This is a genomic window from Pseudomonas sp. R3-52-08 (assembly GCF_003851745.1).
Taxonomy (GTDB): domain Bacteria; phylum Pseudomonadota; class Gammaproteobacteria; order Pseudomonadales; family Pseudomonadaceae; genus Aquipseudomonas.
Genome location: NZ_CP027730.1, coordinates 1,808,437 through 1,831,255, shown reverse-complemented (window position 1 = coordinate 1,831,255; position 22,819 = coordinate 1,808,437). Strand labels below are relative to the sequence as shown.

General features: G+C 58.9%; 19 protein-coding genes and 1 pseudogene. 11 read left to right on the top strand and 9 right to left on the bottom strand.

The window, feature by feature from the left end; genetic code table 11:
- Positions 1-28: 28 nt before the first annotated feature.
- Positions 29-310: a GNAT family N-acetyltransferase gene (locus C4J91_RS08410; protein ID WP_003233387.1), complete on the bottom strand. Its 282-nt coding sequence runs from the start codon at positions 308-310 to the stop codon at positions 29-31.
- 612 nt (positions 311-922) lie between these two features.
- On the opposite strand from C4J91_RS08410, the gene oprI reads away from it, so the two are divergent.
- Entirely contained in the window at positions 923-1,174 is a 252-nt protein-coding gene (gene oprI, locus C4J91_RS08405) for an outer membrane lipoprotei OprI (RefSeq protein ID WP_003172710.1), read from the top strand.
- 114 nt (positions 1,175-1,288) lie between these two features.
- On the opposite strand, the gene C4J91_RS08400 is transcribed toward oprI, so the two are convergent.
- The 3 genes from C4J91_RS08400 to C4J91_RS08390 form a co-directional block, all read right to left on the bottom strand.
- Positions 1,289-2,254 carry a L,D-transpeptidase family protein gene (locus C4J91_RS08400; RefSeq protein ID WP_124361896.1) on the bottom strand — a complete coding sequence of 322 codons (966 nt, stop codon included), beginning with the start codon at positions 2,252-2,254 and terminating at the stop codon, positions 1,289-1,291.
- 80 nt (positions 2,255-2,334) lie between these two features.
- On the bottom strand, positions 2,335-2,628 hold the full coding sequence (locus C4J91_RS08395; RefSeq protein ID WP_057722836.1) for a hypothetical protein: 294 nt from the start codon (positions 2,626-2,628) through the stop codon (positions 2,335-2,337).
- A 58-nt stretch (positions 2,629-2,686) separates the two neighbouring features.
- Positions 2,687-3,292, bottom strand: coding sequence for an arylesterase (locus tag C4J91_RS08390; RefSeq protein WP_124361895.1), 606 nt, complete (start codon positions 3,290-3,292; stop codon positions 2,687-2,689).
- Between the two features lie 10 nt (positions 3,293-3,302).
- Between C4J91_RS08390 and C4J91_RS08385 the strand changes: the two genes are divergently transcribed.
- Entirely contained in the window at positions 3,303-3,986 is a 684-nt protein-coding gene (locus C4J91_RS08385) for an ABC transporter ATP-binding protein (RefSeq protein ID WP_065885127.1), read from the top strand.
- Positions 3,986-6,496, top strand: a complete 2,511-nt coding sequence (locus C4J91_RS08380; RefSeq protein WP_124361894.1) for an ABC transporter permease — start codon at positions 3,986-3,988, stop codon at positions 6,494-6,496. The genes C4J91_RS08385 and C4J91_RS08380 overlap by 1 nt, the downstream gene beginning before the upstream one ends.
- Positions 6,497-6,541: 45 nt before the next feature.
- Here C4J91_RS08380 and greB read toward each other — a convergent pair whose 3' ends face one another.
- Both greB and C4J91_RS08370 read right to left on the bottom strand, forming a co-directional pair.
- A complete protein-coding gene (greB, locus tag C4J91_RS08375) occupies positions 6,542-7,015 on the bottom strand; it encodes a transcription elongation factor GreB (RefSeq protein ID WP_065892558.1) in 474 nt (157 codons plus the stop codon).
- A gap of 125 nt (positions 7,016-7,140) precedes the next feature.
- On the bottom strand, positions 7,141-8,154 hold the full coding sequence (locus C4J91_RS08370) for a hypothetical protein (RefSeq protein WP_124361893.1): 1,014 nt from the start codon (positions 8,152-8,154) through the stop codon (positions 7,141-7,143).
- Positions 8,155-8,393: 239 nt separating this feature from the next.
- Between C4J91_RS08370 and C4J91_RS08365 the strand changes: the two genes are divergently transcribed.
- The 3 genes from C4J91_RS08365 to C4J91_RS08355 are packed head-to-tail and all read left to right on the top strand — an operon-like array spanning position 8,394 to position 11,797.
- Positions 8,394-9,320: an ABC transporter ATP-binding protein gene (locus C4J91_RS08365; protein ID WP_124361892.1), complete on the top strand. Its 927-nt coding sequence runs from the start codon at positions 8,394-8,396 to the stop codon at positions 9,318-9,320.
- Complete coding sequence (locus tag C4J91_RS08360) at positions 9,317-10,042, top strand: ABC transporter permease (protein ID WP_124361891.1); 726 nt, start codon at positions 9,317-9,319, stop codon at positions 10,040-10,042. The genes C4J91_RS08365 and C4J91_RS08360 overlap by 4 nt, the downstream gene beginning before the upstream one ends.
- 15 nt (positions 10,043-10,057) lie before the next feature.
- Complete coding sequence (locus C4J91_RS08355; RefSeq protein ID WP_124361890.1) at positions 10,058-11,797, top strand: Gldg family protein; 1,740 nt, start codon at positions 10,058-10,060, stop codon at positions 11,795-11,797.
- Between the two features lie 17 nt (positions 11,798-11,814).
- Here the strand turns inward: C4J91_RS08355 and C4J91_RS08350 are convergent, their stop codons facing one another.
- The 3 genes from C4J91_RS08350 to C4J91_RS08340 form a co-directional block, all read right to left on the bottom strand.
- Positions 11,815-12,123, bottom strand: coding sequence for a class I SAM-dependent methyltransferase (locus tag C4J91_RS08350; RefSeq protein ID WP_124361889.1), 309 nt, complete (start codon positions 12,121-12,123; stop codon positions 11,815-11,817).
- A 257-nt stretch (positions 12,124-12,380) separates the two neighbouring features.
- A complete protein-coding gene (locus tag C4J91_RS08345; RefSeq protein ID WP_124357637.1) occupies positions 12,381-12,815 on the bottom strand; it encodes a DoxX family protein in 435 nt (144 codons plus the stop codon).
- Between the two features lie 103 nt (positions 12,816-12,918).
- Positions 12,919-14,340 carry a transglycosylase SLT domain-containing protein gene (locus C4J91_RS08340; RefSeq protein ID WP_124361888.1) on the bottom strand — a complete coding sequence of 474 codons (1,422 nt, stop codon included), beginning with the start codon at positions 14,338-14,340 and terminating at the stop codon, positions 12,919-12,921.
- A 236-nt stretch (positions 14,341-14,576) separates the two neighbouring features.
- Between C4J91_RS08340 and C4J91_RS08335 the strand changes: the two genes are divergently transcribed.
- From C4J91_RS08335 to C4J91_RS08315, 5 genes and pseudogenes are all read left to right on the top strand, one after another.
- Positions 14,577-15,383: a TatD family hydrolase gene (locus C4J91_RS08335; protein WP_124361887.1), complete on the top strand. Its 807-nt coding sequence runs from the start codon at positions 14,577-14,579 to the stop codon at positions 15,381-15,383.
- Between the two features lie 95 nt (positions 15,384-15,478).
- Complete coding sequence (locus C4J91_RS08330) at positions 15,479-16,960, top strand: methyl-accepting chemotaxis protein (protein WP_124361886.1); 1,482 nt, start codon at positions 15,479-15,481, stop codon at positions 16,958-16,960.
- A gap of 198 nt (positions 16,961-17,158) precedes the next feature.
- A pseudogene (locus C4J91_RS08325) lies at positions 17,159-21,862 on the top strand (RHS repeat-associated core domain-containing protein).
- 2 nt (positions 21,863-21,864) lie between these two features.
- Positions 21,865-22,272, top strand: a complete 408-nt coding sequence (locus C4J91_RS08320; protein WP_124361885.1) for an Imm50 family immunity protein — start codon at positions 21,865-21,867, stop codon at positions 22,270-22,272.
- A gap of 183 nt (positions 22,273-22,455) precedes the next feature.
- The gene (locus tag C4J91_RS08315) at positions 22,456-22,818 is read left to right on the top strand and encodes an Mpo1-like protein (protein WP_124361884.1); all 363 of its coding nucleotides are present in this window, start codon (positions 22,456-22,458) and stop codon (positions 22,816-22,818) included.
- The last annotated feature ends 1 nt before the right edge of the window (position 22,819 follow it).

The following is a 22,819-nucleotide window of genomic DNA, read 5'->3' as shown; positions in this document are numbered from 1 at the left end:
AACCCGGCGTTTTTTTATGGCTGCTCGTTCAGAGCTTTGCGGCATGGCGCTGGTGGCGCTCCATGTAGCGTTCCACATAAGAACAGGACGGGATGACCGTGTAGCCTGACTCTTCGGCGAACTTCAACGCCTCTTCAGTCAACGCGGCCGCAATGCCACGCCCACGCAACGCGTTGGGCACGAACGTACGATAGATATCCAGGGTCTGTTTCCCGAGGTCCATGTAGGTCAGATAGGCACGATGACCGTCCACATTGGTCTCGAACTGATGACCAGCCTGGTCATGGTGGATGGACAACGCCTCGCTCATCACTACTCCTCGCGGGTCTTGAATATTGACCCTACCTTACCGATGTTTTTCCGGCGAAGGAACATCTACGCCACCCCGTGCCGGTTTCGACAACGAGAAAACCCTGAGCGCTCACACCTGCACGTAGGGAATAGTAGGCACCAATCCAGCAATTGCTCAAGGCACACTCGTCATCCCCTGCCACAGGTGGAATATTAGAAAGGGCCTCGATCACCCGGTGACCGAACGCCTGAACATTGCCGGCAGTTGAAGCGTGAGACGAACTGGCGCCGTTAAAGTCACCTCTAGATGAGCAAAAGATGCCCGGTGCGAGACAACCCGCCGCAACGGAAGTGCCGGCTTGGATATATAAAATTTCATCTATATACACCGCTCGACGCATGCGGGCCGGCCCTTTCAGCCTGGATCCAATCTTCGGCAGAATGAAAAAATCTGGAGGGTTTTTATACAAACCTTCAAAAGATTAGCCAAAATAGATTCGGTGCAAGAATTTTTTTTGCTTCTTGCGCTACGTCAGTTTACTTACTACAAGTAATGGGTAGTATGTACGCCGGCTATTAGCTCACTCTGAGACAGTAGCCATCTAATAGAAAGTCCTTGAAGGGGAACACGATGAACAACGTTCTGAAATTCTCTGCTCTGGCTCTGGCCGCAGTTCTGGCTACCGGTTGCAGCAGCGTCTCCAAAGAAACCGAAGCTCGTCTGACTGCAACGGAAGACGCAGCAGCTCGCTCCCAGGCTCGTGCAGACGAAGCCTACCGTAAAGCTGATGAAGCGCTGGCTGCTGCTCAAAAAGCACAACAGACTGCTGACGAAGCTAACGAGCGCGCTCTGCGCATGCTTGAAAAAGCAAGCCGCAAGTAATAATCCCTCGGGGTTGTTATCAAGCCGATCCATTTATGGGTCGGCTTTTTTTTACCTGAAATCCGCTGCGCTTGACGGCAGGCGCGGGCTTGAGCAAGCGCCGGCTTCAGGGTTTTATTGAAAGTCCACCGGCGCGCTGGACGCTACAGGCGCGACGCCAGGCACACCGATTTCAGTCGGCAAACCATCCTCCGCCGCCACCACATCACGCACCTGATCCCAATTCACCCGCAGGCTATTGGCCAGGTCTTCACGCTTGAGCAAGGCATTGATCACCGCCGTGTGCTTGTCGACCACCGACGGCGTGCCATCATCGTTCAACGGTGTATGGGCTTCCAGGTAGACCTTGCCGCCAGCGCTGCCGAACTTATAGGCGTCGTTGATGATGCGTACCGAGGTGCCGACCGGCACCATGCTGGCCATTTCCAACACGTTGTTGTTAAACATACGGAAGCAACCGTGGCTGGTACGCGTGCCGATACCAAATTTCATGTTGGAGCCGTGAATCAGGTAACCCGGCGTGCCCAGGGTGAACTTGAACGGGCCCAACGGGTTGTCGGGGCCGGCAGGCACCACGTTGGGCAGCGGGTCACCGTTGGCGGCGTGTTCGGCCTTGATCGAGGCAGGCGGTGTCCAGGTAGGGTTCGGCGTCTTCGCGATGATGCTGGTATGGGCGATGGGCGATCCCCAGCCTTCACGACCAATCCCCAACGGAAAGGTGTAGACCACGTTCTGGCCCTTGGGGTAGTAATACAGCCGATATTCCGCAAGGTTGATCACAATGCCTTCACGCGGGCCCGGCGGCAGAATGAAACGCGTCGGCAGCACGATGTCCGTCCCCGCACCTGGCAGCCAGGCATCGACGCCCGGGTTGGCCGCGACCATTTCCGAATAACCCAGGTCATACGTGGTGCCCAGGTCGGCAAACGTATCTTCGTATTTGGCCTTGATCACCTGGACCTGGCCGACGATGTCCTCACCAGGGGGCGGCAACGGCAACTGCAAGGCGTGCGCCGCGCCGGCCGCACAGAGCGCGGCAAGAGACAGGCAGCAGGTAACGACGGAGAGGCGCGACAACATCCGGAAAATCCTTCGCAGACGACGGTAGGAAAAAACTGATTGTATACGTGAAGCGAGCGCCTGGCATCAAGCCGGCCGCGCTAGAGTTCGAAGCGCAGCTCTGGCCAGATCGGCGGTGTACCGCGCTTTTGCGACTCGAGAATCGCCCTGCACAACGGGCACAGCCGCTGGTCCTGAAAGATCGAACGATCCACCGAGGACCAGAGCGGTTGCGCCGGCAATAAGGTGCCGCAAAGCGTGCGGTCAATCGAGCCGCCCAACTCCAGTTGACGCGCCACCAGATGCACCCGGACTTCCTGGCAGGCGAACAGATCCAGCTGTTCGTCCGGCTCGATCAGTTGGTAATTAAACAGGGACCAGGCAGGACGCGACATCAGGGGCTCCAAATCGGGGGGGCGCCACCTTAGCCGAAAGCCTGCCGGTAGAAAAGCGTCATAACAGCGGTTTTAGCGTTGGCCAGACATTTTCCAGCAACTTGCTCTGGGCGGGGACTGCCGGGTGCAGGCCGTCCGCTTGCATCAGGTCGGGATGTCCACCCACCCCCTCCAGGAAAAACGGCACCAGCGGTACCTTTTTTTCCTCTGCTACCTCGCCGAATACCTTGGCGAACGCTTCGACGTAACGCTTGCCATAGTTGGGAGGAATCTGCATGCCCAGCAGCAGCACCTTGGCACCGCTGTCCTGAGACGCCTGAATCATCGAAGCAAGATTTTGTTTCAATTGCGCCGGCGGCTGACCACGCAGCCCATCGTTGCCGCCCAACTCGATCACCACCACATCCGGTTTATGCGCTGCAAGCGCCGCAGGCAACCGCGCGAGGCCTCCGGCACTGGTGTCGCCACTGATCGAAGCATTCACCACTTTATCGTCGAAACCCTCCTGCTTGAGCCGTTGCTCCAGCAGAGCAACCCACCCTTTGCGGGTATCCAGGCCGAAACCGGCACTGATACTATCGCCAACGATCAGGACTGTACCCGCCGCTGCGTTCTGGGCCATGCACATCAAGGCCAGGCCAGCACTCAAAAACCACATTCGCATCGGATTCTCCATGGGCGCAAGCATTCTCACCGCGCGAAACCTCAGCAAAGTGGTTCCCAGCGCGGAAGGTGAACTGACTATCCTGCACGAACTGAGCCTGGAACTGAACAAGGGCGATAGCCTGGCTATCGTCGGCAGCTCCGGTTCCGGCAAATCCACCCTCCTCGGCCTGCTGGCCGGCCTTGACCTGCCCAGCAGCGGTGAAGTCACCCTGGCGGGTCAAGCGTTGAGCAGCCTCGACGAAGACCAGCGCGCGCGCATCCGTGCCGAACACGTGGGCTTCGTGTTCCAGTCCTTTCAGTTGCTCGACAGCCTCAATGCGCTGGAAAACGTCATGCTGCCACTGGAGCTCGACGGCCGCAAAGATGCCCGCGAGCGCGCCACGCACTTACTGGAGCGCGTCGGCCTTGGCAAGCGCCTGACCCATTCGCCGCGCCAGCTGTCCGGCGGCGAGCAGCAACGTGTGGCGATTGCCCGCGCGTTTGCCGCCGAGCCGGACGTACTGTTTGCCGACGAGCCCACCGGCAACCTCGACAGCCACACCGGCGAGCGCATCAGCGACCTGCTGTTCGAACTCAATAAAGAGAGCGGCACGACCTTGGTACTGGTCACCCACGACGAGCGCCTGGCCCATCGTTGCCGACGCCTGATCCGCCTTGAAGCCGGCCTGATGGTCGCGCCCCTGGAGCCTTGATGGCACGCCTGCCGTTGTTACGTCTGTTCAGCCTTGCCATGCGCCAATTACTGCGCGATGCCCGCGCCGGTGAACTGCGTGTATTGTTCTTCGCCCTGCTGGTGGCCGTGTCCGCCAGCACCGCTATCGGGTATTTCGGCGCGCGCCTCAACGGCGCCATGCTGCTGCGCGCCACCGAGTTTCTGGGCGCGGACCTGATACTCGAAGGCAGTTCGCCGGCCCGCCCCGAGCAAGTCAGGTCCGGCACCGAGCTGGGCCTGGATCATGCGCGCATCGTGGAATTTTCCAGCGTTATCGCTGCGGACAACGGCATCCAGCTCTCCAGTATCAAGGCGGTCAACGAGCAGTACCCGCTGCGTGGCGAACTCAAAAGCACGGCTGAGCCCTTTGGCGCCGAAACCCCAGGCGGCGGCCCCAAACCCGGTGAAGCCTGGGTGGAAGCACGGCTGCTGACCGCGCTGGACCTGAAGGTCGGCGACAGCATCGACGTGGGCATGAAGACCCTGCGCCTAGTACGCATACTGACGTACGAGCCCGACCGCGCCGGCAATTTCTACAGCCTCACGCCCAGGGTAATGATCAACCTGGCGGACCTGGACGCCACCGGCGTAGTCCAGCCTGGCAGCCGCGTGAGCTACCGCGAACTGTGGCGCGCACCGCCCGGCAGCACGGCACTGCAAACCTATCGCGACTTGGTCAAGCCGGGCCTGGCGGCCAACCAGCGCCTGCAGGACTCGCGCGATGGTAACCAACAGATCGGCGGTGCCCTGGGTAAGGCCGAGCGTTACCTGAATATGGCCAGCCTGGTGGCGGTGTTACTGGCCGGCGTGGCCGTGGCGCTGTCGGCCAACCGCTTTGCCAGCCGCCGCTTCGACGCCAGCGCCCTGCTGCGCTGCCTGGGGTTGTCACGACGCGAAACCATGCTGCTGTTCAGCCTGCAACTGAGCGTACTGGGCCTGTTGGCGAGCCTGGCCGGCGCCTTGCTCGGTTGGCTCGCGCAATTTGGTCTGTTCTACTTCCTGCACGACCTGTTGCCCGCAGACGTGCCACCCGGCGGGATGCTACCGGCCGTTGCAGGTATCGGCACCGGGCTGGTCGCCCTCGCTGGCTTCGCCCTCCCGCCCCTGGCCGCACTGGGCCGGGTGCCGCCGCTGCGGGTACTGCGTCGTGACCTGCTGCCTGTCCCCTCGAGCACCTGGATGGTTTATGGGGCGGCGCTCTTCGCCCTGGGCCTGATCATGTGGCGCCTGAGCCTCGACCTGGTGTTGACCTTCGCGTTATTGGGCGGCGGCGTGGTAGCCGCACTGATCCTCGGCGGGTTGTTGCTGCTGTTATTGCAAAGCCTGCGCCGGTTACTTGCGCGCGCCTCCTTGCCGTGGCGACTGGGCCTGGGCCAATTGCTGCGACATCCACTGGCGGCCGCCGGCCAGTCCCTGGCGTTTGGCTTGATCCTGTTGTCCATGGGCTTGATCGCCCTGCTACGCGGTGAACTGCTCGACACCTGGCAGAACCAATTGCCCAAGGATGCGCCCAACTACTTCGCGCTCAATATCCTGCCAGCCGACAAAGACGCCTTTGGCGCCCGCCTTCTGGAAGTCCAGGCGCAATCGGCACCGCTCTATCCCGTCGTGCCCGGTCGGCTGATCAGCATCAACGGCGAACCCGTACAAGAGATTGTCAGCAAGGACTCCAGCGGTGATCGCGCCGTGCAACGGGACCTGAGCCTGACCTGGGCCGCCGACTTGCCCCCAGGTAACGTACTGACGGCGGGTACCTGGTGGACCGCGCAACCGGGCGATGACATTCCCGGAGTGTCGGTGGAAGCCAAGGTGGCTGAAAGCCTGAAACTCAAGCTCAACGACCATCTGGTATTCACCATCGGCGGGGAGAATCGCGAGGCACGGGTCACCAGCCTGCGGACCATCAACTGGGACAACTTCCAGCCCAACTTCTTCATGATCTTCCAACCGGGCACCTTGAAGGATTTGCCGACCACCTACCTGACCAGCTTCTACCTGGCGCCTGGGCATGACCAACAGATCGTCGACCTGTCCCGAGCCTTCCCGGCCGTCACTATCCTGCAGGTCGAGGCCCTGCTGGAACAGCTGCGCAGCATCCTCGCCCAGGTGACCCTGGCGGTGGAATACGTGCTGCTGTTCGTGCTCGCCGCGGGCATGGCCGTGCTGTTTTCCGGTTTGCAGGCCACGCTGGACGAGCGAATCCGCCAGGGTGCGCTGCTGCGTGCACTGGGGGCCGAGCGCAGGCTGCTGATCAAGGCCCGGCGCATCGAGTTCGGCCTGCTGGGGGCGGTCAGTGGTTTGCTGGCGGCACTGGGCACGGAACTGGTGACCTGGGTGTTGTACCGCTATGCCTTCGATCTGGCCTGGCACCCTCACCCCTGGCTGTTGCTGCTGCCGGTGATCGGTGCGGTGCTGATCGGTGGCGCCGGGGTGTTCGGTACACGCCGTGCGTTGAACGCCAGCCCGCTGACGGTGCTGCGCGAGGGCTGAAACACGAATGGCGCTTGCTCCACTGGGAACAAGCGCCATTCGTTGCTATTTCACATATTCAATCCGGGTAATCCACCAGCACACCTCACCGCCAGGGGTCTGCACGATGGCTTCATCGTCCACCTCCTTGCGCAGCAGCGCACGCGCCATGGGAGAGTCGATAGAGATGTAATCCATCCGGTCGTAGATCTCGTCATATCCCACAATGCGAAAACGCTTGGTCTCACCCTGCTCGTTCTCGACATCGACCCACGCCCCAAAAAACACCTTGCCCTCCTGCTCGGGCATGTATTCCACCACGCGCATATCTTCGAGGCGTTTGCGCAGGTAGCGCACGCGCCGATCGATCTCACGCAACAGCTTCTTGTTGTACTGGTAATCCGCGTTTTCGCTGCGATCTCCCAGAGAAGCCGCCCACGTCACCTTGCGCGTCGTGTCCGGGCGCTTCTCACGCCAAAGGTAGTCCAGCTCCTTTTTCAGCGCTTCATGGCCTTCTTTGGTAATCAGCTTGGTACTCAAACGCGCACATCCCCAGGCAATGTCCATTAGTGTCGACAGGCCACGGCATCATACCCTGGCGTCGTCTGGCGGGGAGCGATGATAAATCAACGGCGCAAAGTTTCCAGATCGACAGGCTCATCGACTCAGCCCTGTCCATCGAGTACCTGGTCCAGTTCAACGAGCGTGCCTTGCAGGCGCTGTCGCATCAGCGATAGCTGCGACATCATCAGCACCATTTTTTCGGTCTTTTGACTCACCTCCAGTTCTTGCTCCTGCAGTCGCGAATGGCGTTGGTCCAACGCCCGGCTTTTTTCATCCTGCTGGGTCTGCTGTTGTTGCAGTCGAGCCTGCCACTGTTCAAGCATCTCTTCGCGTTCGGTAACGGCCTGTGTTTTCTGCGTCAGTTCCTGGGCAACCCTTGCGAGATTGCTCAGCGTACTGTCTATCTCGAGCATGGAGGTATGCTCTCTCGGAGAGAGGGAGGACGACGGGGTTTGGAGGTGTTCTGCCTGAACGGACTGCGCTAGGGGTTCGGCTGGCACCGGCGGTACCTCCGGCACCTCGGGTTCCGTGACCTGTGAATGAGGTGGCTCATCAACGAGGGCTTCTTCCACTGGCGGCGGGGCGGACTTGGGCGGGCTCTTGCCTCGGGGCGGTGCAACCATTTGCGATGAAAAGCGAATGGACGGCACGATGACTGCGCTGCTTTCGATCGCAGGCGCAGCAGGGGCGGACATGCCCAATGTAATCACCTTCATCACCAGCGCTTTCTTGACGATCACTGAGTGATGGTCCTCGGGCCTGGCAGGCGGCAACCTGCAGCCTTTCAGGTCAATGAAATGAAACGGAACCTGAGATTCGCTGAGGGCGCTGTCCTTATTGCCCGATGCCGCCGCCATCATCAGGATTTGCTTGAAGACTTGCATCGCTATTTGCAAATCCTCTTTGGTCTCGACGCCACCAAGGAAATACCGCTCGAGCTTTTTGCGCAAGGCCGCGATATACACCCTGGAATGACCAGGCTCGGCTTCTTCATCAAGGCTATACACCAGGAAGTTGGAAGCAGTCTGTTCGACAGCGAACCCACACAGCAGTGCGCCGTTGACCGGGGCATTCTCGCCGCTGCGCTCAAGAACAAGGGTACGTAGAAGCATCATGGCAGTCAGGCCTCATTATAAAAAGAAAACCTTATATAAATATCAGACAAATATCCGACCATTATTAAGTACTCAGCACACAACAATTGTTTCAGTACGTAATCAACTCAAACGTAGGACTTTACTTATTAAGTGCACCCGGCGTTCCCAAGCACGGGTATTGAACGTAGTCTTTTTAAGGCACCGCCACACACTAACGAAACTTTCTTCAGGCATCGCCCAATAGATTCGGTAATCCTATGATCGAGGTCAGCAACCTGACAAAGTACCTGGGCAAAAAAAGCGTGATCAGCGACTTTTCGTTCTGTGCCCAACGCAAGGAATGCGTGGGTTTACTGGGAGAGCATGGCGCCGGTAAAACAACGTTGCTGAATTTGCTTTCCGGCATGATCAAGCCCACCAGTGGGCATATCAGTATTCAGGGTTTCAGTACCCGGACCGATTCAGTTCTCGCCAGGCAAGCCGTTGGCTACCAGCTTCAGGGGGGAATCACCCATCACACGCTGTCGGTCAAAAGCATCCTCAACTTCGTTGCCGCCGCTCGAGGGTTCAGCGGCGCCGAAAAACGCAGGCACGTGGACCGGGTCGCCACACGACTGGAGCTACTTCCCGTACTCAACTGCCCCATCGATGTGCTCAGCCAGGACTTGAAGGGCAGAGTCGCGATTGCGCAAGCCATTGTGCATTCCCCCAGCGTGCTCCTGCTGGACGAGCCCATGGAAGGGATGAACGCCGAGCAACGGCTCAAATTCAGGGCGCTTGTTCAGTCCCTTAACGAGGAAATGAGCGTCATCATTGCCTCCCGCCATTACGACTGGCTGTCCGACATCTGCACCCGCGCCCTGGTCATCGCAAGCGGGCGATTGATTATCGACGCTTCGCTGGAGGATTTGCAGCGCAGTTCCCGGCACTTCCAGGCGGTGACACTCGCAGCGGATCCGCCCCTGGATTTACTCGCGCTTGCGGTATTACCTGGGGTTGCAGGCATCGAAGAAGACCGTCTAAACCCAGGCAAAGTGACGGTTCTGGCCATGCCCGGGCACGCCATCTTCCCCGCCATCAATTCGCTCATTACCCATCGCGGCTGGAACATAACGTCACTGCATCTGGAGCCAGGTCGCTTGAACGATGTCGTTCACCCTCTGAGCCACGAGGTATCGCCTTGAACCTGCTGCCCCTCATTTTCAAACGCCAACTCGCCAGTTATGCCAGCACCCCCATCACTTACCTGAGCGTGGCGTTTTTCCTGGTGCTATGTGCGGCGCTGGGATTGCACACCTACCGCTGGATGGAGCGAGACAGCAGCGACTTGCAGGCTTTTTTCGAGCTGCACCCCTGGCTCTATCTGCTACTGATACCCAGCTTATCCATGCAAATGTGGTCCGATGAACACAGCGCCGGATTTTCCAATATGATCAAAACCCTGCCCGTCACCTCAGCAGAACGAGTGATCGGAAAATTCCTGGCAGCCTGGGCGGTATGCAGTGCTGCGCTGTTGTTGAATTTTCCTATAGTGATCGCCGCCCATTATCTTGGAACGCCTGATAACGGGGTGATCGCATCACAGTTTCTGGCAAGCTGGCTGCTGGCAGGAAGTTATCTAGCTGCCGGTTGTTTTATCTGTGTACTCACGCACCAGCGCCTTGTTATTTTCCTATTGACGATGGGCTTGCTGCTGACCATCAGCGGGCTTTCTTCAATCCTGGATGCACTGGAACATCAGGCACCGATCTGGATAGTTGATAGCGTGATGAGGGTTGACCCGATTTCCCGCTTCAGCTCAATGGACAACGGCAAAATAACACTTCATGACTGTTTATATTTTGTCAGCATGATCCTTGCTTTTCTCTCTGCATCCATTGTCACACTCAACTATAAAAACAGCTGAGAAGGAAAGTCGCTGATGCGATCCGCTCTTCGTACGGGTATGACATTGATCGTCATATCATTATTGTTCCTGGCATTCAATCTGGTCTGGATAAACAAACTATCCGATATTCGCTGGGACTTTTCACAACAGAAAGTTCACACCTTATCGCCCTCCACGCGGCAACTGCTCGCAACACTTGATAGCCCGCTGGACTTGTATTATTTCAACTCGCTTACTGCACCGAAGAAAAGCCACATTATGAAACGCTTCGGCCAACGCGTAGAAGACGTGCTCCAGGAATTCGAAGCAGCCGCCGAGGGCATGATCAATTTGCACATTATTGACCCCACTCCTTTTTCAGAAGACGCCTACAAAGCCAGCTTATTCGGCTTGGATGACACACAGGGATACCTCGGACTTATCGGCACGCGTGCCGGCCAGGGCACGCAACGTATCGAAGCGTTCAACCCCGACGACGAGCCGTTGCTCGAGTATCAAATCAGCCAGCTGATCCATAAATTGATGCACCCCCAGCGTTCCAGCGTCGGCCTCCTGTCCGGGTTGCCGTTGAATGAGTCCGCCGGACGCCTTTTGGAGCAAATGCGCGAGCATTTCAACCTGGTGGAGTTGGCATCGAACATTACCCAGGTGCCTACATCTGTAGGTAGCTTGATGGTGGTACAGCCGCGGGCGCTAGCCGAACAAACGCTTTACGCCATCGAGCAATTTGCCTTAAGCGGCGGCAAGCTGATGATTTTCATCGACCCGGTGAGCGAGATGGGGGCTGAAACCGTAGCGGTAGACTCCGAGCTGGATGGCCTGTTGACCACATGGGGCATACGGATGCCCGCGAACAAGCTGTTGGTTGACAGCCTTTACGCCTCCTCGGCCTCGCCCGGGCCAGGCTTGCCTACCGTATTGCACCCAGCCAGGTTGAAACTGCCACGCCTGGCAATGACCGCGCACGACGTCAGCACCTGGAAACTCGACAGCCTGAGCGTATCAAGCAGTGGCGCACTCTTGCGCACTCGAAAAAGCCGGATGACGTTTACCCCGCTGCTACAAAGCTCCCGGCAGTCTGCGCTGCTGGACGCCGGGCGTTTCGCTTCAGCGACGGCGTTCGATTCACTCATCGACGAAGCTTCCACCTCAGGTCAGCGCCATGTGATCGCCGCTCGCCTGGAGGGGCCGGCCTACTCGGCATTTCCTGACGGTCTCAGGGGGCAGCCGCCAGGCTTACAAAAGGCTGCCCGAATCGAGGTGGTGGTAGTTGCCGATACCGATTTACTCGCGGACGCTGTCAGCCAGACAACGGCCAACAGCAACGTGCAGTTCGTATTGAATACCCTGGATAACCTGGCGGCTCCCGCAGAACTGGCGAATATTCGTCCGCGCCTCACTTCGCATTCACTCAGTACCCTGGAACCCATGCGCGAAGCCGCCGCACAGGCCTATCGGGAAACGGCCGCAGAACTGGAACGTCGTCTTGAGCGTACCGAGCAAGCGTGGCGGCGGTTGAATCCACAGGCCACACGCTTGGGCACCCAGGCCGTGGACACCAATACCCAATTGCAAGCGCTCAACAAAGAGCGCCTGCGCCTGCCCATGGAACTCCATGCCCTCAAGACTCAGGCGTACGCGCCGCTGCACCGCTTCGAGCGGAACCTAAAGCTGCTGATGATCGTAACGGTACCGCTGGTGTTATGCCTGATCGCCTGGGTACGTTATCGCTGGCTGTGTCGACGCCGATGGCCGCCCGCGGGCTTCAGCTGAACATTTGGGGTTGGAAATCAGCGACGGGCAATCAGCCCTTGCCGGGCAATACGCGTCAGTTGGCGGATCACTTCTTCGGCGTTGTCTGCACTCGGCGCCTGGATCACCGCGAGGTCAAAGCTGTTGCTGGCGAAGCGGGCCAGGGAGTCGCCGTCTTCCACGAACTGGATCAAGAACGCCGAAGGCCGCCCGGTGCGACGTGGCCAGCCGTCCAGGTAACGCAGCAGCGTCGGCTGGTGCTTGCCGCCCAGGAGGATTTTCGGGTTGCGTTGAATCAGGTCCGCAGTGATCGGGGCCAGGCGTATCAGGGGGCGTAGTGCATTCATCGTGTCGTGTCTCTGCCTCAAAAGTCTGCGGGCAGGTGAGAGGCAACACCGAACCAGCGCTTTAGCGGTATTTCGACCCGTGCCTCCTGACGAGTGCATGGTTCTGTCGGACTGCATCGAGTCCAGTGGCGCCCCGCAATTAGCTGTTTAAATCGGCGCATGAGCAGCATCCTAGAGAAGCTGGCGGGGCAGTGTCAAGAATCCCGAGCAACGAAAAAGGCCCGCACAGGGCGGGCCTCTCATGAGGTGCGAAACGCTCAGTTGGCGATGGCGCGGTCGGCCGACAGTTTGCCGGCACCTTCGAACAGCACCGCCAGCGAGCCGCCAAGCAGGGCCAGGGCGAATTCATACCCATTGTTGGCCATGAACAGCCCGTTATGAATGTGCACCGAAAAAATCGCCACCAGTGTCAGGAAGGTCAGGCCCAATGCTGCTGGGCGTGCAAGCAGGCCGATGATCAGCGCCAGGCCGGCAAAGAACTCGGTGCCACCCGACAGCACGGCCATCAGCGTGCCCGGTGCCAGGCCGATGCTTTCCATCCACTGGGCGGTTCCCGCCAGACCACCGCCGCCAAACCAGCCGAAAAGTTTTTGCGAGCCGTGGGCAGCGAAGATAATGCCGACGAAGATGCGCAGAACAGTCAGGCCGTAGCCGGCACGGGTCGACAGGACGCGGGTGATCAGTGGGCTCATGGGGTAAATCCTTTTTCAGGTAGGGGTTGGTTGGCCGCTATATTAATCAGTTTAAACAATGATAAAAGCCGAAAAATTGCCTTATCAACATCGATAAAATCGATTATTTGCGAGACGCCACTTTCGGCGCTGGCGGCTCCAGGGACTCCCGCTCCCGATCGAACGCCAGGTAGTATTTGTTGACACTATTAACATAGCTGACGCCGCCCATCCCCACCTGCTCCATGGCAATGCGTTCAACCTGAAAAAACCACTGATTGGGGTTGAGCCCCCGGCGCCTGGCTTCGGTGCGCATGCCCTGCACCCGCTCCGGTCCCATGTTATACGCCGCCAGCACAAAGGCCATGCGTTCGCGCTCATTGAGCTTGGGGCTGGCAAAAAACTTACGCCGGATCATCGCCAGGTAGCGCGCACCCGCCTGCACATTACTGTCCAGATTCTCGATATTGTTGACGCCTACCCGCTGCGCCGCCGAAGGCGTGATCTGCATCAAACCGGTAGGCCCACCGCTATTGCGTGCGCCAGGGTCCAGCGCAGACTCCTTGAAGGCTAGCGCAGCCAGGTTCAACCAGTCCATGCCTTGCTCGCGCGCATGCTTTTGCAGGATCGGGCGCAGTTTCTCCAGGCGTTGACGATCGGCGCGGGCCAACGGGTTGCGCACTTGATAGAGACGTCGATAGATACGCTGGAACGCCACATCCTGGTCGGAGGGGGTGTGATAGGTCTTGAGGAAGCGATCGATGCTCGCCCGCAGCATTGACGCATCCTGGCGTACGAACCAGTACTCGTCACCCGGCTCACTGATGGCCACCTGCTTGTCAAAGCGCAACTTGGGCAGGATTTTCGACCAGCGTTCGGCAATCGGCTTTTCAACGATGGTCAAGTGAAAGATCCCGGCCTGCACCATCTCCAGCACGTCTTCCACCGCCAGGCTTGGGTCGACCCATTCCACCTTGATCGGCGGCTGCTTGTGCAGGGCCAGCTTCTGGTTGACCTGGCTGATCGCATCCGCCGCCGCGCTGCCGGTGGTCAGCGTCAGGGTACGGCCCGACAACTGCTCCAACCTGGTAAACCGGCGTTCACCCTTGACGCCGACCAGCCACAACGGCACATCGCTGGCGATCGGGGCACTGGCGCTGATCTTGTGCGCGGCCTTCACGTCCAGCAATTCGCCAGGGGCAACCAGGTCGCCTTCGCCACGGGCCAGTGCGCCAAGCAACTGCTCCTTGGCCTTGGGGATGATCTTGAGGTTGATTTGCTGGCCATCACGGGCATGGCCATTGAGGTATTGCTCGAATGCACGCAGGCGGTGGTATTCGACACCGATGGCCTGGCCCTGCACTTCACCGGAGCTGTTACGGCTCTGGTTGACCAGTACACGCAGGGTGCGACTGGAACGAATGTCTGCCAGGTCACGCACCTTGCCGGGCTTTGTCACTTCCAGCGGCCCATCCAGACGCGCGACCGCCGCCATGGGCAGCAGCAACGTCACGCACACTACAAGCAAAGCCGAGGGTCGGATCATCCGCTCTCCGGAAAGAATACTGGCCAACGCCTTCGTGAAAAGCGAGGTGTTGGGCGTCAGAAACAGAGCGCTTTAAGCGCTGGCAAGGCGCGCAACGGCGACACGGTGAGAGGCAGCGGGCCCGGCACAATGTCGCTTGCGACGTTCAAAGACAGCGATAACGCGTTGTAGTTCTTCGTTTTTCTTATAAATCTACAGCTCTGATATGCTTTCCGGCCGCAGGCGGAGATAGCACCATGCAACTCATTGATATCGGCGTCAACCTGACCAACCCCAGTTTCGACGAGAGGCACTTGGCCGTTCTCGAGCGTGCCTACGCCGCTGGCGTGCAACAACTGGTGCTCACCGGCACCAGCGTCGAAGGCAGCGAGCAGGCCCTGGAACTGTGCGTAAAACTCGATGAAAGCGCACAACGCCTGTTCAGCACCGCCGGTATCCATCCCCACTCCGCTAGCGCTTGGAACCGCGATAGTGCCCAACGTTTGCGCGGTCTGCTCAGCGAAACACGCGTGCGCGCTGTAGGCGAGTGCGGACTGGATTTCAACCGTGATTTTTCGCCGCGACCACAGCAGGAAAAAGTCCTCGAGGAACACCTGGTGCTGGCCGTCGAGCTGAAACTTCCCGTGTTCCTTCACGAGCGCGATGCCAACCAACGCCTGCTGGAGATTCTCAAGGACTACCGTGACCACCTGCCCGCCGCCGTGGTGCATTGCTTCACTGGCGAACAAGCGGCGCTCTTCAGCTACCTCGACCTTGACCTGCACATCGGCATCACCGGTTGGATCTGCGACGAGCGCCGCGGGACACATCTGCACCCGTTGGTCGGGGAAATTCCCCGTGGCCGTCTGATGCTGGAAAGTGACGCGCCCTACCTGCTGCCCCGCACGCTGCGCCCCAAGCCGAAGAACGGCCGCAATGAACCCGCGTTCCTGACCGAAGTGCTGCGCGAGGTTGCCCTGCATCGCAATGAAACGATGCAAGAGCTGGCGATGCACAGCACCGCCTGTGCCCGCGCCTTTTTCGGCCTGCCTGCCGTGGAGTGATGCGGCGCATTGACCCATGTCAAAAACGCTTTCCTGAGTAGCGGCACAATAATGGCACCTTGCCAATGCTGTTCCGCTATCAGAGAAAACCTTCCATGGGTGCCTGGCTTAGCAATATCTCGCTTAAATACAAATTCTGGGCCGTCAACGCGGTGGCCTTCATCACTACCCTGCTGCTGGTGCTGTATGCCGTCCACCTCGAACAACAGGCGCGCAGCCATGCGTCCCAGGTGTCGGCCCAGGCCCAGGCGCAGTTGCTCAACGCTTGGCCGGCTGACAAGCCACTGCCCACCGGCGAGAACTGGCTGACCTTCACCCGTGGCCAAGTCCCACAACGCGCAGGCGAGGACCTGTCAGCCTTGCAAGACGCGAGCGGCTGGATCGAGCTCAGTCACCTGCCATTGTTCGGCGTCAATCCGCTGCTGGGCGCCGAGGTCATCCGCCGTGCCGACGGACAGCAGGTCGCCGTACTCGCCTACGCGCCAAGCCTGCGCCAGGTGTTCGGCGAACGTTTCGTCAACTATGCGCTGGCGGTGGCGATCCTGATGCTCGCGATGCTTGGCGCCTCACAACTGCTGATCCGCTTCCTGCTCAGCCAGCTCAATACTCTCAAGGACGTGATGCTGCATGTGGAGAAGACCGGCGATTTGTCCGCCCGCGTGCCCCTGGCCTGTAAGGATGAAGTCGGGCAGATGGCCAGCGCCTTCAACGCCATGCAGGCCGGCTACCAGCGGGTGGTCAACACCGTGGCCCATACTGCCAGGCAATTGGACGAGGGCGCCGCGCGGCTGGCCAGCAGCATGAACGAGGTGCAGCGCGGCATGCTCGGCCAGCAAAGCGAGACCGACCAGGCCGCCACGGCGATCAACGAAATGACCGCCACCGTCTACCACATTGCCCAGCACGCGGGCGCCACCCGCGACCTCTCGCAAACCGCCGACACCCTCGCCGGCAGCGGCCAGGAAGTGGTCATCCGCGTGCAGCGTTCGATTGCCGGGCTGTCCAGCGGCGTGCAACAGACCGCTGAGATGATCCAGAAACTTGCCGAAGACAGCCAGAAAATCAACAGCGTGGTCGGGGTGATCCACAGCATCGCCGAACAGACCAACCTGCTCGCCCTCAACGCCGCCATCGAAGCTGCCCGCGCCGGAGAAATGGGCCGTGGCTTTGCGGTGGTCGCCGACGAAGTGCGCAACCTGGCCAAGCGCGTACAAAGCTCCACCGACGAAATCACCCGCATGGTCTCGGCGCTGCAAGCCGGCACCCGCGACGCGGTGGACTTCATGCAGGAAAGCTCGTTCAAGGCGGACGACTGCGTAAAACAGGCCCAGGAAGCCGGTGCCGCGCTCGCCGACATCACCGGCGCCGTGGCGCAGATGCGCGAGAGCAACACCCAGATCGCGGTGGCCGCCGAACAGCAAAGCCATGTCGCCGAAGAGATGAACCGCGCAGTGGTGAGTATTCGTGATGTAACCGAGAACACCGTGCGGCAGACTGTGGATTCGGCGACCACCAGCCATGCACTGGCGGCGTTGGCGGGAGAGTTGAGCAAGGCGATCGGGCAGTTGAAGCTGTAGGACCGTTCAGACCGTAATCCGATTCCTACGACCAAGCCACGGCCTACCTGAGATTAAGACGAAACTTCCTCGCCACTCCCGCGAATAACGCCGACTTCTTTTACCGACGAACCTCTGCAAAGTCCCTCGCCTGATCAAACAGTGCGAGGGAGTGCAGATGGTTTTTTTCGTTAGGGCCCAGGTCGCCGGGGCCGTCTTTTGATTCCGGTGATTGCCAGCTTTGTGCTGGCCCCCATGGACCCCGAAGCGCCGGATGTTGAAAGCATTCTTCGGAATTTTCGCGACTGCCTGAATACGTTCGACGACTGGGCCGACAGCTTTTTAAGTGGCTCGGCACTGGAAGTGGAGCAGATTTTCAAGGTCGGGGAAGACGTCGCACTGATCGCGCCGATCTCATCCGACATGCCCAGTCGCACCGTCGCCATGTGCAAAGCCCAGGGTGGGCTGACCCTGGTGCACCTGTTCGAAAGCACGCGGTTCGTGCCGATCGGCAACACGCCGGTCACGCTGCAAGCCATCGCCAAGGACGGCACTCCCATTGGCGCGCCGCTGCAGCGAACCATCGGCCCCAGCGGCATTCTTGAAGTCCCAGAATGCACTCGCGACCAGCAGTACCAGGTCACCTTTTACCCCAACGTTTCCAAGGATCACGTCAAGGCGCTGTATGCGTCCTACCAGTCGGTGATCGCCGGGCTGGAAGCTGACCTGCGCCAGCAATGGAACGAGCGCTTCAAGCTTCAGTGGACAGATTTTGCAAAAGCCCCGCCCTTCACGCGCAGCGCGAAACAGGGCGCGGCCTTTGCAACCGGGATTGGCAAGGCCTTTTACAACCTGTGGGACAACATTACCGAGCTGTACGACCTGCTGGCGAACCTCAAGTCCAACAGCGAACGGTTGTTGAAGTACATCTCCCAAGCCGAACTGGATCAGTTACTCAAGCTGGGTAAAGACACGCTCGCCCAGGGTTTGCTGGTGCTCAGTGATGAGCCGCTGTTGTTCATTTACTTATCGGCGGTGGTGGCCTGGATACGCATGCTGCCACCGCCCGAGATGTATGAACTGCTGGGTGAGATTACCGGCGAAGTGTTGATCAATCTGCTGCTGATATGGGCGACGCGGGGGATTGGGGTACAGCTTCGGTTGGGGGCTCAGGTACTCAGCCAGGTCAAATCCGGGCGGGCGTTGTTGGAACTGCTGGCCAAACAGGTTGTGGGGCCTGGGCTGGAAGCGCATGTGGAGGCGGCCAAGCCGTTACTGCTGAACAGTGCGGCGACGGCTATCAAGGCGGTGCCGGTAGCGCCGTTGAAGGCGGGTGACACGCTGGTTTCGAACCCGGTGCCAGCGGTGCGCAGCAAGACCCAGCGTACCGCGTTGGTGCGGCAGGAGGCGGTGGATGATGTGCCTGCCGTGGCTTCGAACCCGAAGGGCGATGCGGCGGCTCCGGCGGATAAAACCGTTACGAACGGTTGCCCGGTGTCGATGGTCACCGGCGAGGAACTGCTGACGCTCACCGATGGCGCGCTGGATGGGGTCTTGCCGTTCGAGTGAACGCGCTTGTATCGCAGCAGTGCGGTGGAAGTGGACTGTGGCTTGGGGTTTGGTTGGAGCCATGCGCTGGCGCAGCGGCTTGTGGTTGTGGGCGATTCGGTGGTGTGGACGGACCACGAAAATCGCGCGACCACCCTGCCCTTGCCGACGGTGGCCCGGCCGGCGATTACCAACAGCCTGGCGGAAGCGGCGATCTATTTGGGCTCGGTTCCTGACGAGTTGGTGCTGGCCCAGGGTTCGCGTTTCTACCACTTTCGCGACGGTGTACTGACGACAATCAGCGATGCGTATGACAACCGGTTGTTGGTTGTTCGGGATCGGTTGGGACGGATTGAGCGGCTGGACAACGGCGTGGGCCGTTCGCTTCTTTTGCGTTATGAATTCGACCGCATCGTGGCGGTGGACTACCAGGTTCATCGCGCCACAGGGCATGAACCCTTCGTCTGGGTGACCGAGCAGAACGTCGTTTCCTACGCCTATGACGGTGCCGGACGACTGGTGTCAGCGACCAACGCTGTCGGTGAATGTGAGCGTTATCGGTACGACGAACAACACGTCATTCTTGAGCGCCAGCTGGCTGGTGGGGCGAGTTTCTTCTGGGAATGGGAGCGCGCTGGCAAGGCGGCGCGCTGTGTCCGGCATTGGGCCAGCTTTTCGCAGATGGACACGCGGTATGCCTGGGGCGATGACGGGCGCGTCACCGTGCATAACGCCGACGGCAGCCAGGAAGTTTACGTACATGACCAGCGGGCGCGGCTGGTACAGCGCATCGATCCCGACGGCGCCCAGCATTTCAAAACCTACGATGACAAGGGCCGCCTGACCGTCGAGCAGGACCCGCTGGGTGCGGTGACGGCCTATCAATACGACGACGCCGGACGCTTGGCCGCGCTGTTTCCGGGGGATGATGAGCCGACGTCCTACGAGCATGACAACGGTTTCGTACGGGTTGTAAGGCGCGGTGAGGCGGTCTGGAAATACGAGCGTAATGAACAGGGCGATGTCATTCGCCAGATCAATCCGGATGGCAATGCGACCGACTACAGCTACGACAAACAGGGACAACTGACCGGGGTTTGGTATCCGGATCACAGTTGTCATCGGCTGGTGTGGAATGAGCGCGGGCAGCTCGTTGAAGAGCAGTTACCGAATGGCGGGATCAAGCGCTACCGCTATGACGACCTGGGCCGGCAGATTGCGCGTGAGGACGAACAAGGCGCGCTGACCCAGTATCAATGGGACGCCGTAGGACGGTTAACTCGCTTGGTACTGCCGGACGGTGCCACGCGAGAATTCAGCTACAACCCCTACGGAAAAATCATCGCCGAGCGCGACGAGCTGGGCTACGTCACCCGCTACGAATACGCCGACGGCCTGCACCTGATCAGCCGCCGCATCAATGCCGACGGCACCCAGGTCAACTACCGCTACGACAACGCCCGCTTACTGCTGACCGCCATCGAAAACGAAGTCGGCGAAACCTACCAACTCGACTACCACCCCAACGGCCTGATCCAACAGGAAACCGGTTTTGACGGCCAACGCACTACGTATGCCTACGACCTCAACGGCAACCTGCTGGAGAAAACCGAATACGGCGACGACGGCAGTCAGCTCGTCACTCAATACCAGCGCGACTATGCCGGCCGCCTCGTAAGAAAAACCCTGCCCGATGGCAGTATTGTCGACTATGCCTACGACCGCCAAGGCAACCTCCTCAGCGTCGATGACGGCCACTGGTTCCTGGCCTACGAGTACGACCGCCAAAACCGCCTATCCGCCGAACACCAAGGCTGGGGCACGCTGCGCTACGGCTACGACGCCTGCGGCCAACTTCAACATTTACGCCTGCCCGACAACAACCGCCTCACCTTCAACCACGACAAAGGCGGCCACCTCGCCACCGTCGAACTGAACGGTGCGTTGCTGACCTCCCACCTGTTCAAAGCCGGCCGCGAACACCAACGCCAACAAGGCCAACTGCTCAGCCATTACCACTACGACGAGCAAAATCGCCTACACACCCACGCCGTCACCCAGCAGGAAAACCACCTCTACCAACGCCACTACGACTACGACAAAACCGGCAACCTCACCCGCCTGCACGACACCCGCAAAGGCGAACACCTTTACCGCTACGACCCGCTCCACCGCATGACCCGCGCCGATCACTCGCAAGACGTCCAGGATCGCTTCGACCACAACCCGGCCGGCAACCTGCTGATGCAGGACAGGCCGGGCCCGGACATCGTCGCGGGTAATCGATTGATGATCCAAGGCGATCACCATTACGACTACGACGCCTTCGGCAACCTCATCCGAGAACGACGTGGTAAAGGTCACTCGCTCGTCACCGAATACCGCTACGACTTCCAGCACCGGTTGATCGGCATCACCAAGCCTAACGGCCAAACCGCCAGTTATCGCTATGACCCGTTCGGTCGGCGCATTAGCAAAACCGTGGATGGGAAAACCACCGAGTTCTTCTGGCAAGGCGACAAAATCGTCGCTGAGCACCACGCGGATCGTCATCGCAGTTACATCTACGAACCGGACAGCTTCCACCCATTGGCACTGCTGGCAGGCTTCGGCCCAGAAGAAACCAAGCCCTACCACTACCAACTCGACCACCTCGGCACACCGCAGGAACTCACCGATCCTGAGGGCGAAATCGTCTGGTCCGCCCACTACCGTCCCTACGGCGAAATCAGCCGCCTCGACGTAGGCAAAATCGACAACCCGCTTCGTTTTCAAGGCCAATACTTCGACCCGGAAAGCGGCCTCCACTACAACCGCCATCGCTACTACCATCCGGATATTGGTCGTTACCTGACGCCTGATCCGGTGAAGCTGGCGGGTGGGATCAACGCGTACCTGTACGTGCCTAACCCTACTGGATGGGTGGACCCGTTAGGGCTGAGCGCTAACTGCCCGCCTAAAGGCAGGCATCATTCAGCCTGTAAAACACCAAATGAACCCGACGCACCCGATGTTTCACGCAAAGGTGCCTTCAGACAAGCGAAGAGAGACGCCGGGATACCGATGGTTCAAAACCCAGATATGGTAGTAGACCTAGACACAGGAAAAACTAAACAATACGTCACTGAAAAAATGACGGACAAAAACGGAAAAACAGTTCTGGATGATGCAGGGAGATCCATCGAAACTAAGGTTTATCAATTTACAAGATCAAATGGCTCTAAGGTTCTTATCCAAGATCACTCAGCAGGACATAAATTCGGCAGAGTAGATGGTGTTGGGGACCATTCGTCACACTTCAACTTACGCCCGATCGAAAAGCCTCGAAAAGGCTATCTTGAAGGCGCAAAGAAACACTATCCATTCAGGAAATAAGTATGAAGCATTGGAACGAATTAGATGGAAGCATATTTTTTAGTAAACTTTTCAACTCTCCAGTTGAAATTGGAAAAATAGCTTTGTTTTCTATAACTATAGAAAATGATCAACCATCAATAGGCATGGGTTTTGACATACCTGAATTCCCAGACGACCTGCCAGAAAAATGGAGAAATAAAGGATATAACACGTGCAGAGTTGGCCTAACTTGCAATGACATTGACAACCTAAAAATCTTAAATATTCCTGCCCATGAGGTGTTTACCGCACGCATCAAAAGAGCCAGCGATCATTTTACATTTGAAGCCATCAGCGACAGCGCCTCCATAACATTCAACGCAAAATTTATTTCACTTAAAGGCCCTAGTGTTTACATCAACGGACCGGACGACTACTACTTTAAATAACCCAACATAACCATCACAAATTGAAAGCAATCTCAAATCGCGGCACCCCGTTGAGTCACCTGAGAAGTCATTTTTACATAAAAGGTGGCTCTATGGACTCCATAGCCATCCCCAATTCGCCGGCCCGTCCCCCCCAACCTACACTCTATCCAAGTTGTTTAAACGGACAGAGGATTCACCACCATGGGCAAACGTCACCCCAATCTACCCGCCTGGCAATGGCGTAATTACCCACAAAACCATCAACACCCGACCAATCTGGCTTTGCACCTGATTGCCGTGCCGCTGTTCATCATCGGCTTTCTGTTGATCGTTTCCGGTGTGTTCAGCCTGAGCCTGGTGAGTTTTGCCGTAGGCGTGATCGGCATTTTGGCGGGCTTGGCGCTGCAGCGTCACGGTCACAGCCTGGAAGCCCAGGCGAGCGAGCCGTTCAGTGATCGTAACGACGCGGTGCAGCGCCTGGTGGTCGAGCAGTTCGTGACGTTTCCGCGCTTTGTGCTCAGCGGCGGCTGGTGGCGGGCGTGGCGCCAGCGTCACCGGCATTGAG

Coding starts and splice junctions, on each gene's coding strand:
- C4J91_RS08370 (WP_124361893.1), bottom strand. CDS start 8,154: ATGATGCTTCTACGTACCCTTGTTCTTGAGCGCAGCGGCGAGAATGCC.
- C4J91_RS08315 (WP_124361884.1), top strand. CDS start 22,456: ATGGGCAAACGTCACCCCAATCTACCCGCCTGGCAATGGCGTAATTAC.
- C4J91_RS08395 (WP_057722836.1), bottom strand. CDS start 2,628: ATGTCGCGTCCTGCCTGGTCCCTGTTTAATTACCAACTGATCGAGCCG.
- oprI (WP_003172710.1), top strand. CDS start 923: ATGAACAACGTTCTGAAATTCTCTGCTCTGGCTCTGGCCGCAGTTCTG.
- C4J91_RS08410 (WP_003233387.1), bottom strand. CDS start 310: ATGAGCGAGGCGTTGTCCATCCACCATGACCAGGCTGGTCATCAGTTC.
- C4J91_RS08400 (WP_124361896.1), bottom strand. CDS start 2,254: ATGTTGTCGCGCCTCTCCGTCGTTACCTGCTGCCTGTCTCTTGCCGCG.
- C4J91_RS08390 (WP_124361895.1), bottom strand. CDS start 3,292: ATGCGAATGTGGTTTTTGAGTGCTGGCCTGGCCTTGATGTGCATGGCC.
- C4J91_RS08350 (WP_124361889.1), bottom strand. CDS start 12,123: ATGAATGCACTACGCCCCCTGATACGCCTGGCCCCGATCACTGCGGAC.
- C4J91_RS08385 (WP_065885127.1), top strand. CDS start 3,303: ATGGGCGCAAGCATTCTCACCGCGCGAAACCTCAGCAAAGTGGTTCCC.
- C4J91_RS08340 (WP_124361888.1), bottom strand. CDS start 14,340: ATGATCCGACCCTCGGCTTTGCTTGTAGTGTGCGTGACGTTGCTGCTG.
- C4J91_RS08365 (WP_124361892.1), top strand. CDS start 8,394: ATGATCGAGGTCAGCAACCTGACAAAGTACCTGGGCAAAAAAAGCGTG.
- C4J91_RS08345 (WP_124357637.1), bottom strand. CDS start 12,815: ATGAGCCCACTGATCACCCGCGTCCTGTCGACCCGTGCCGGCTACGGC.
- C4J91_RS08330 (WP_124361886.1), top strand. CDS start 15,479: ATGGGTGCCTGGCTTAGCAATATCTCGCTTAAATACAAATTCTGGGCC.
- C4J91_RS08335 (WP_124361887.1), top strand. CDS start 14,577: ATGCAACTCATTGATATCGGCGTCAACCTGACCAACCCCAGTTTCGAC.
- C4J91_RS08320 (WP_124361885.1), top strand. CDS start 21,865: ATGAAGCATTGGAACGAATTAGATGGAAGCATATTTTTTAGTAAACTT.
- C4J91_RS08380 (WP_124361894.1), top strand. CDS start 3,986: ATGGCACGCCTGCCGTTGTTACGTCTGTTCAGCCTTGCCATGCGCCAA.
- C4J91_RS08355 (WP_124361890.1), top strand. CDS start 10,058: ATGCGATCCGCTCTTCGTACGGGTATGACATTGATCGTCATATCATTA.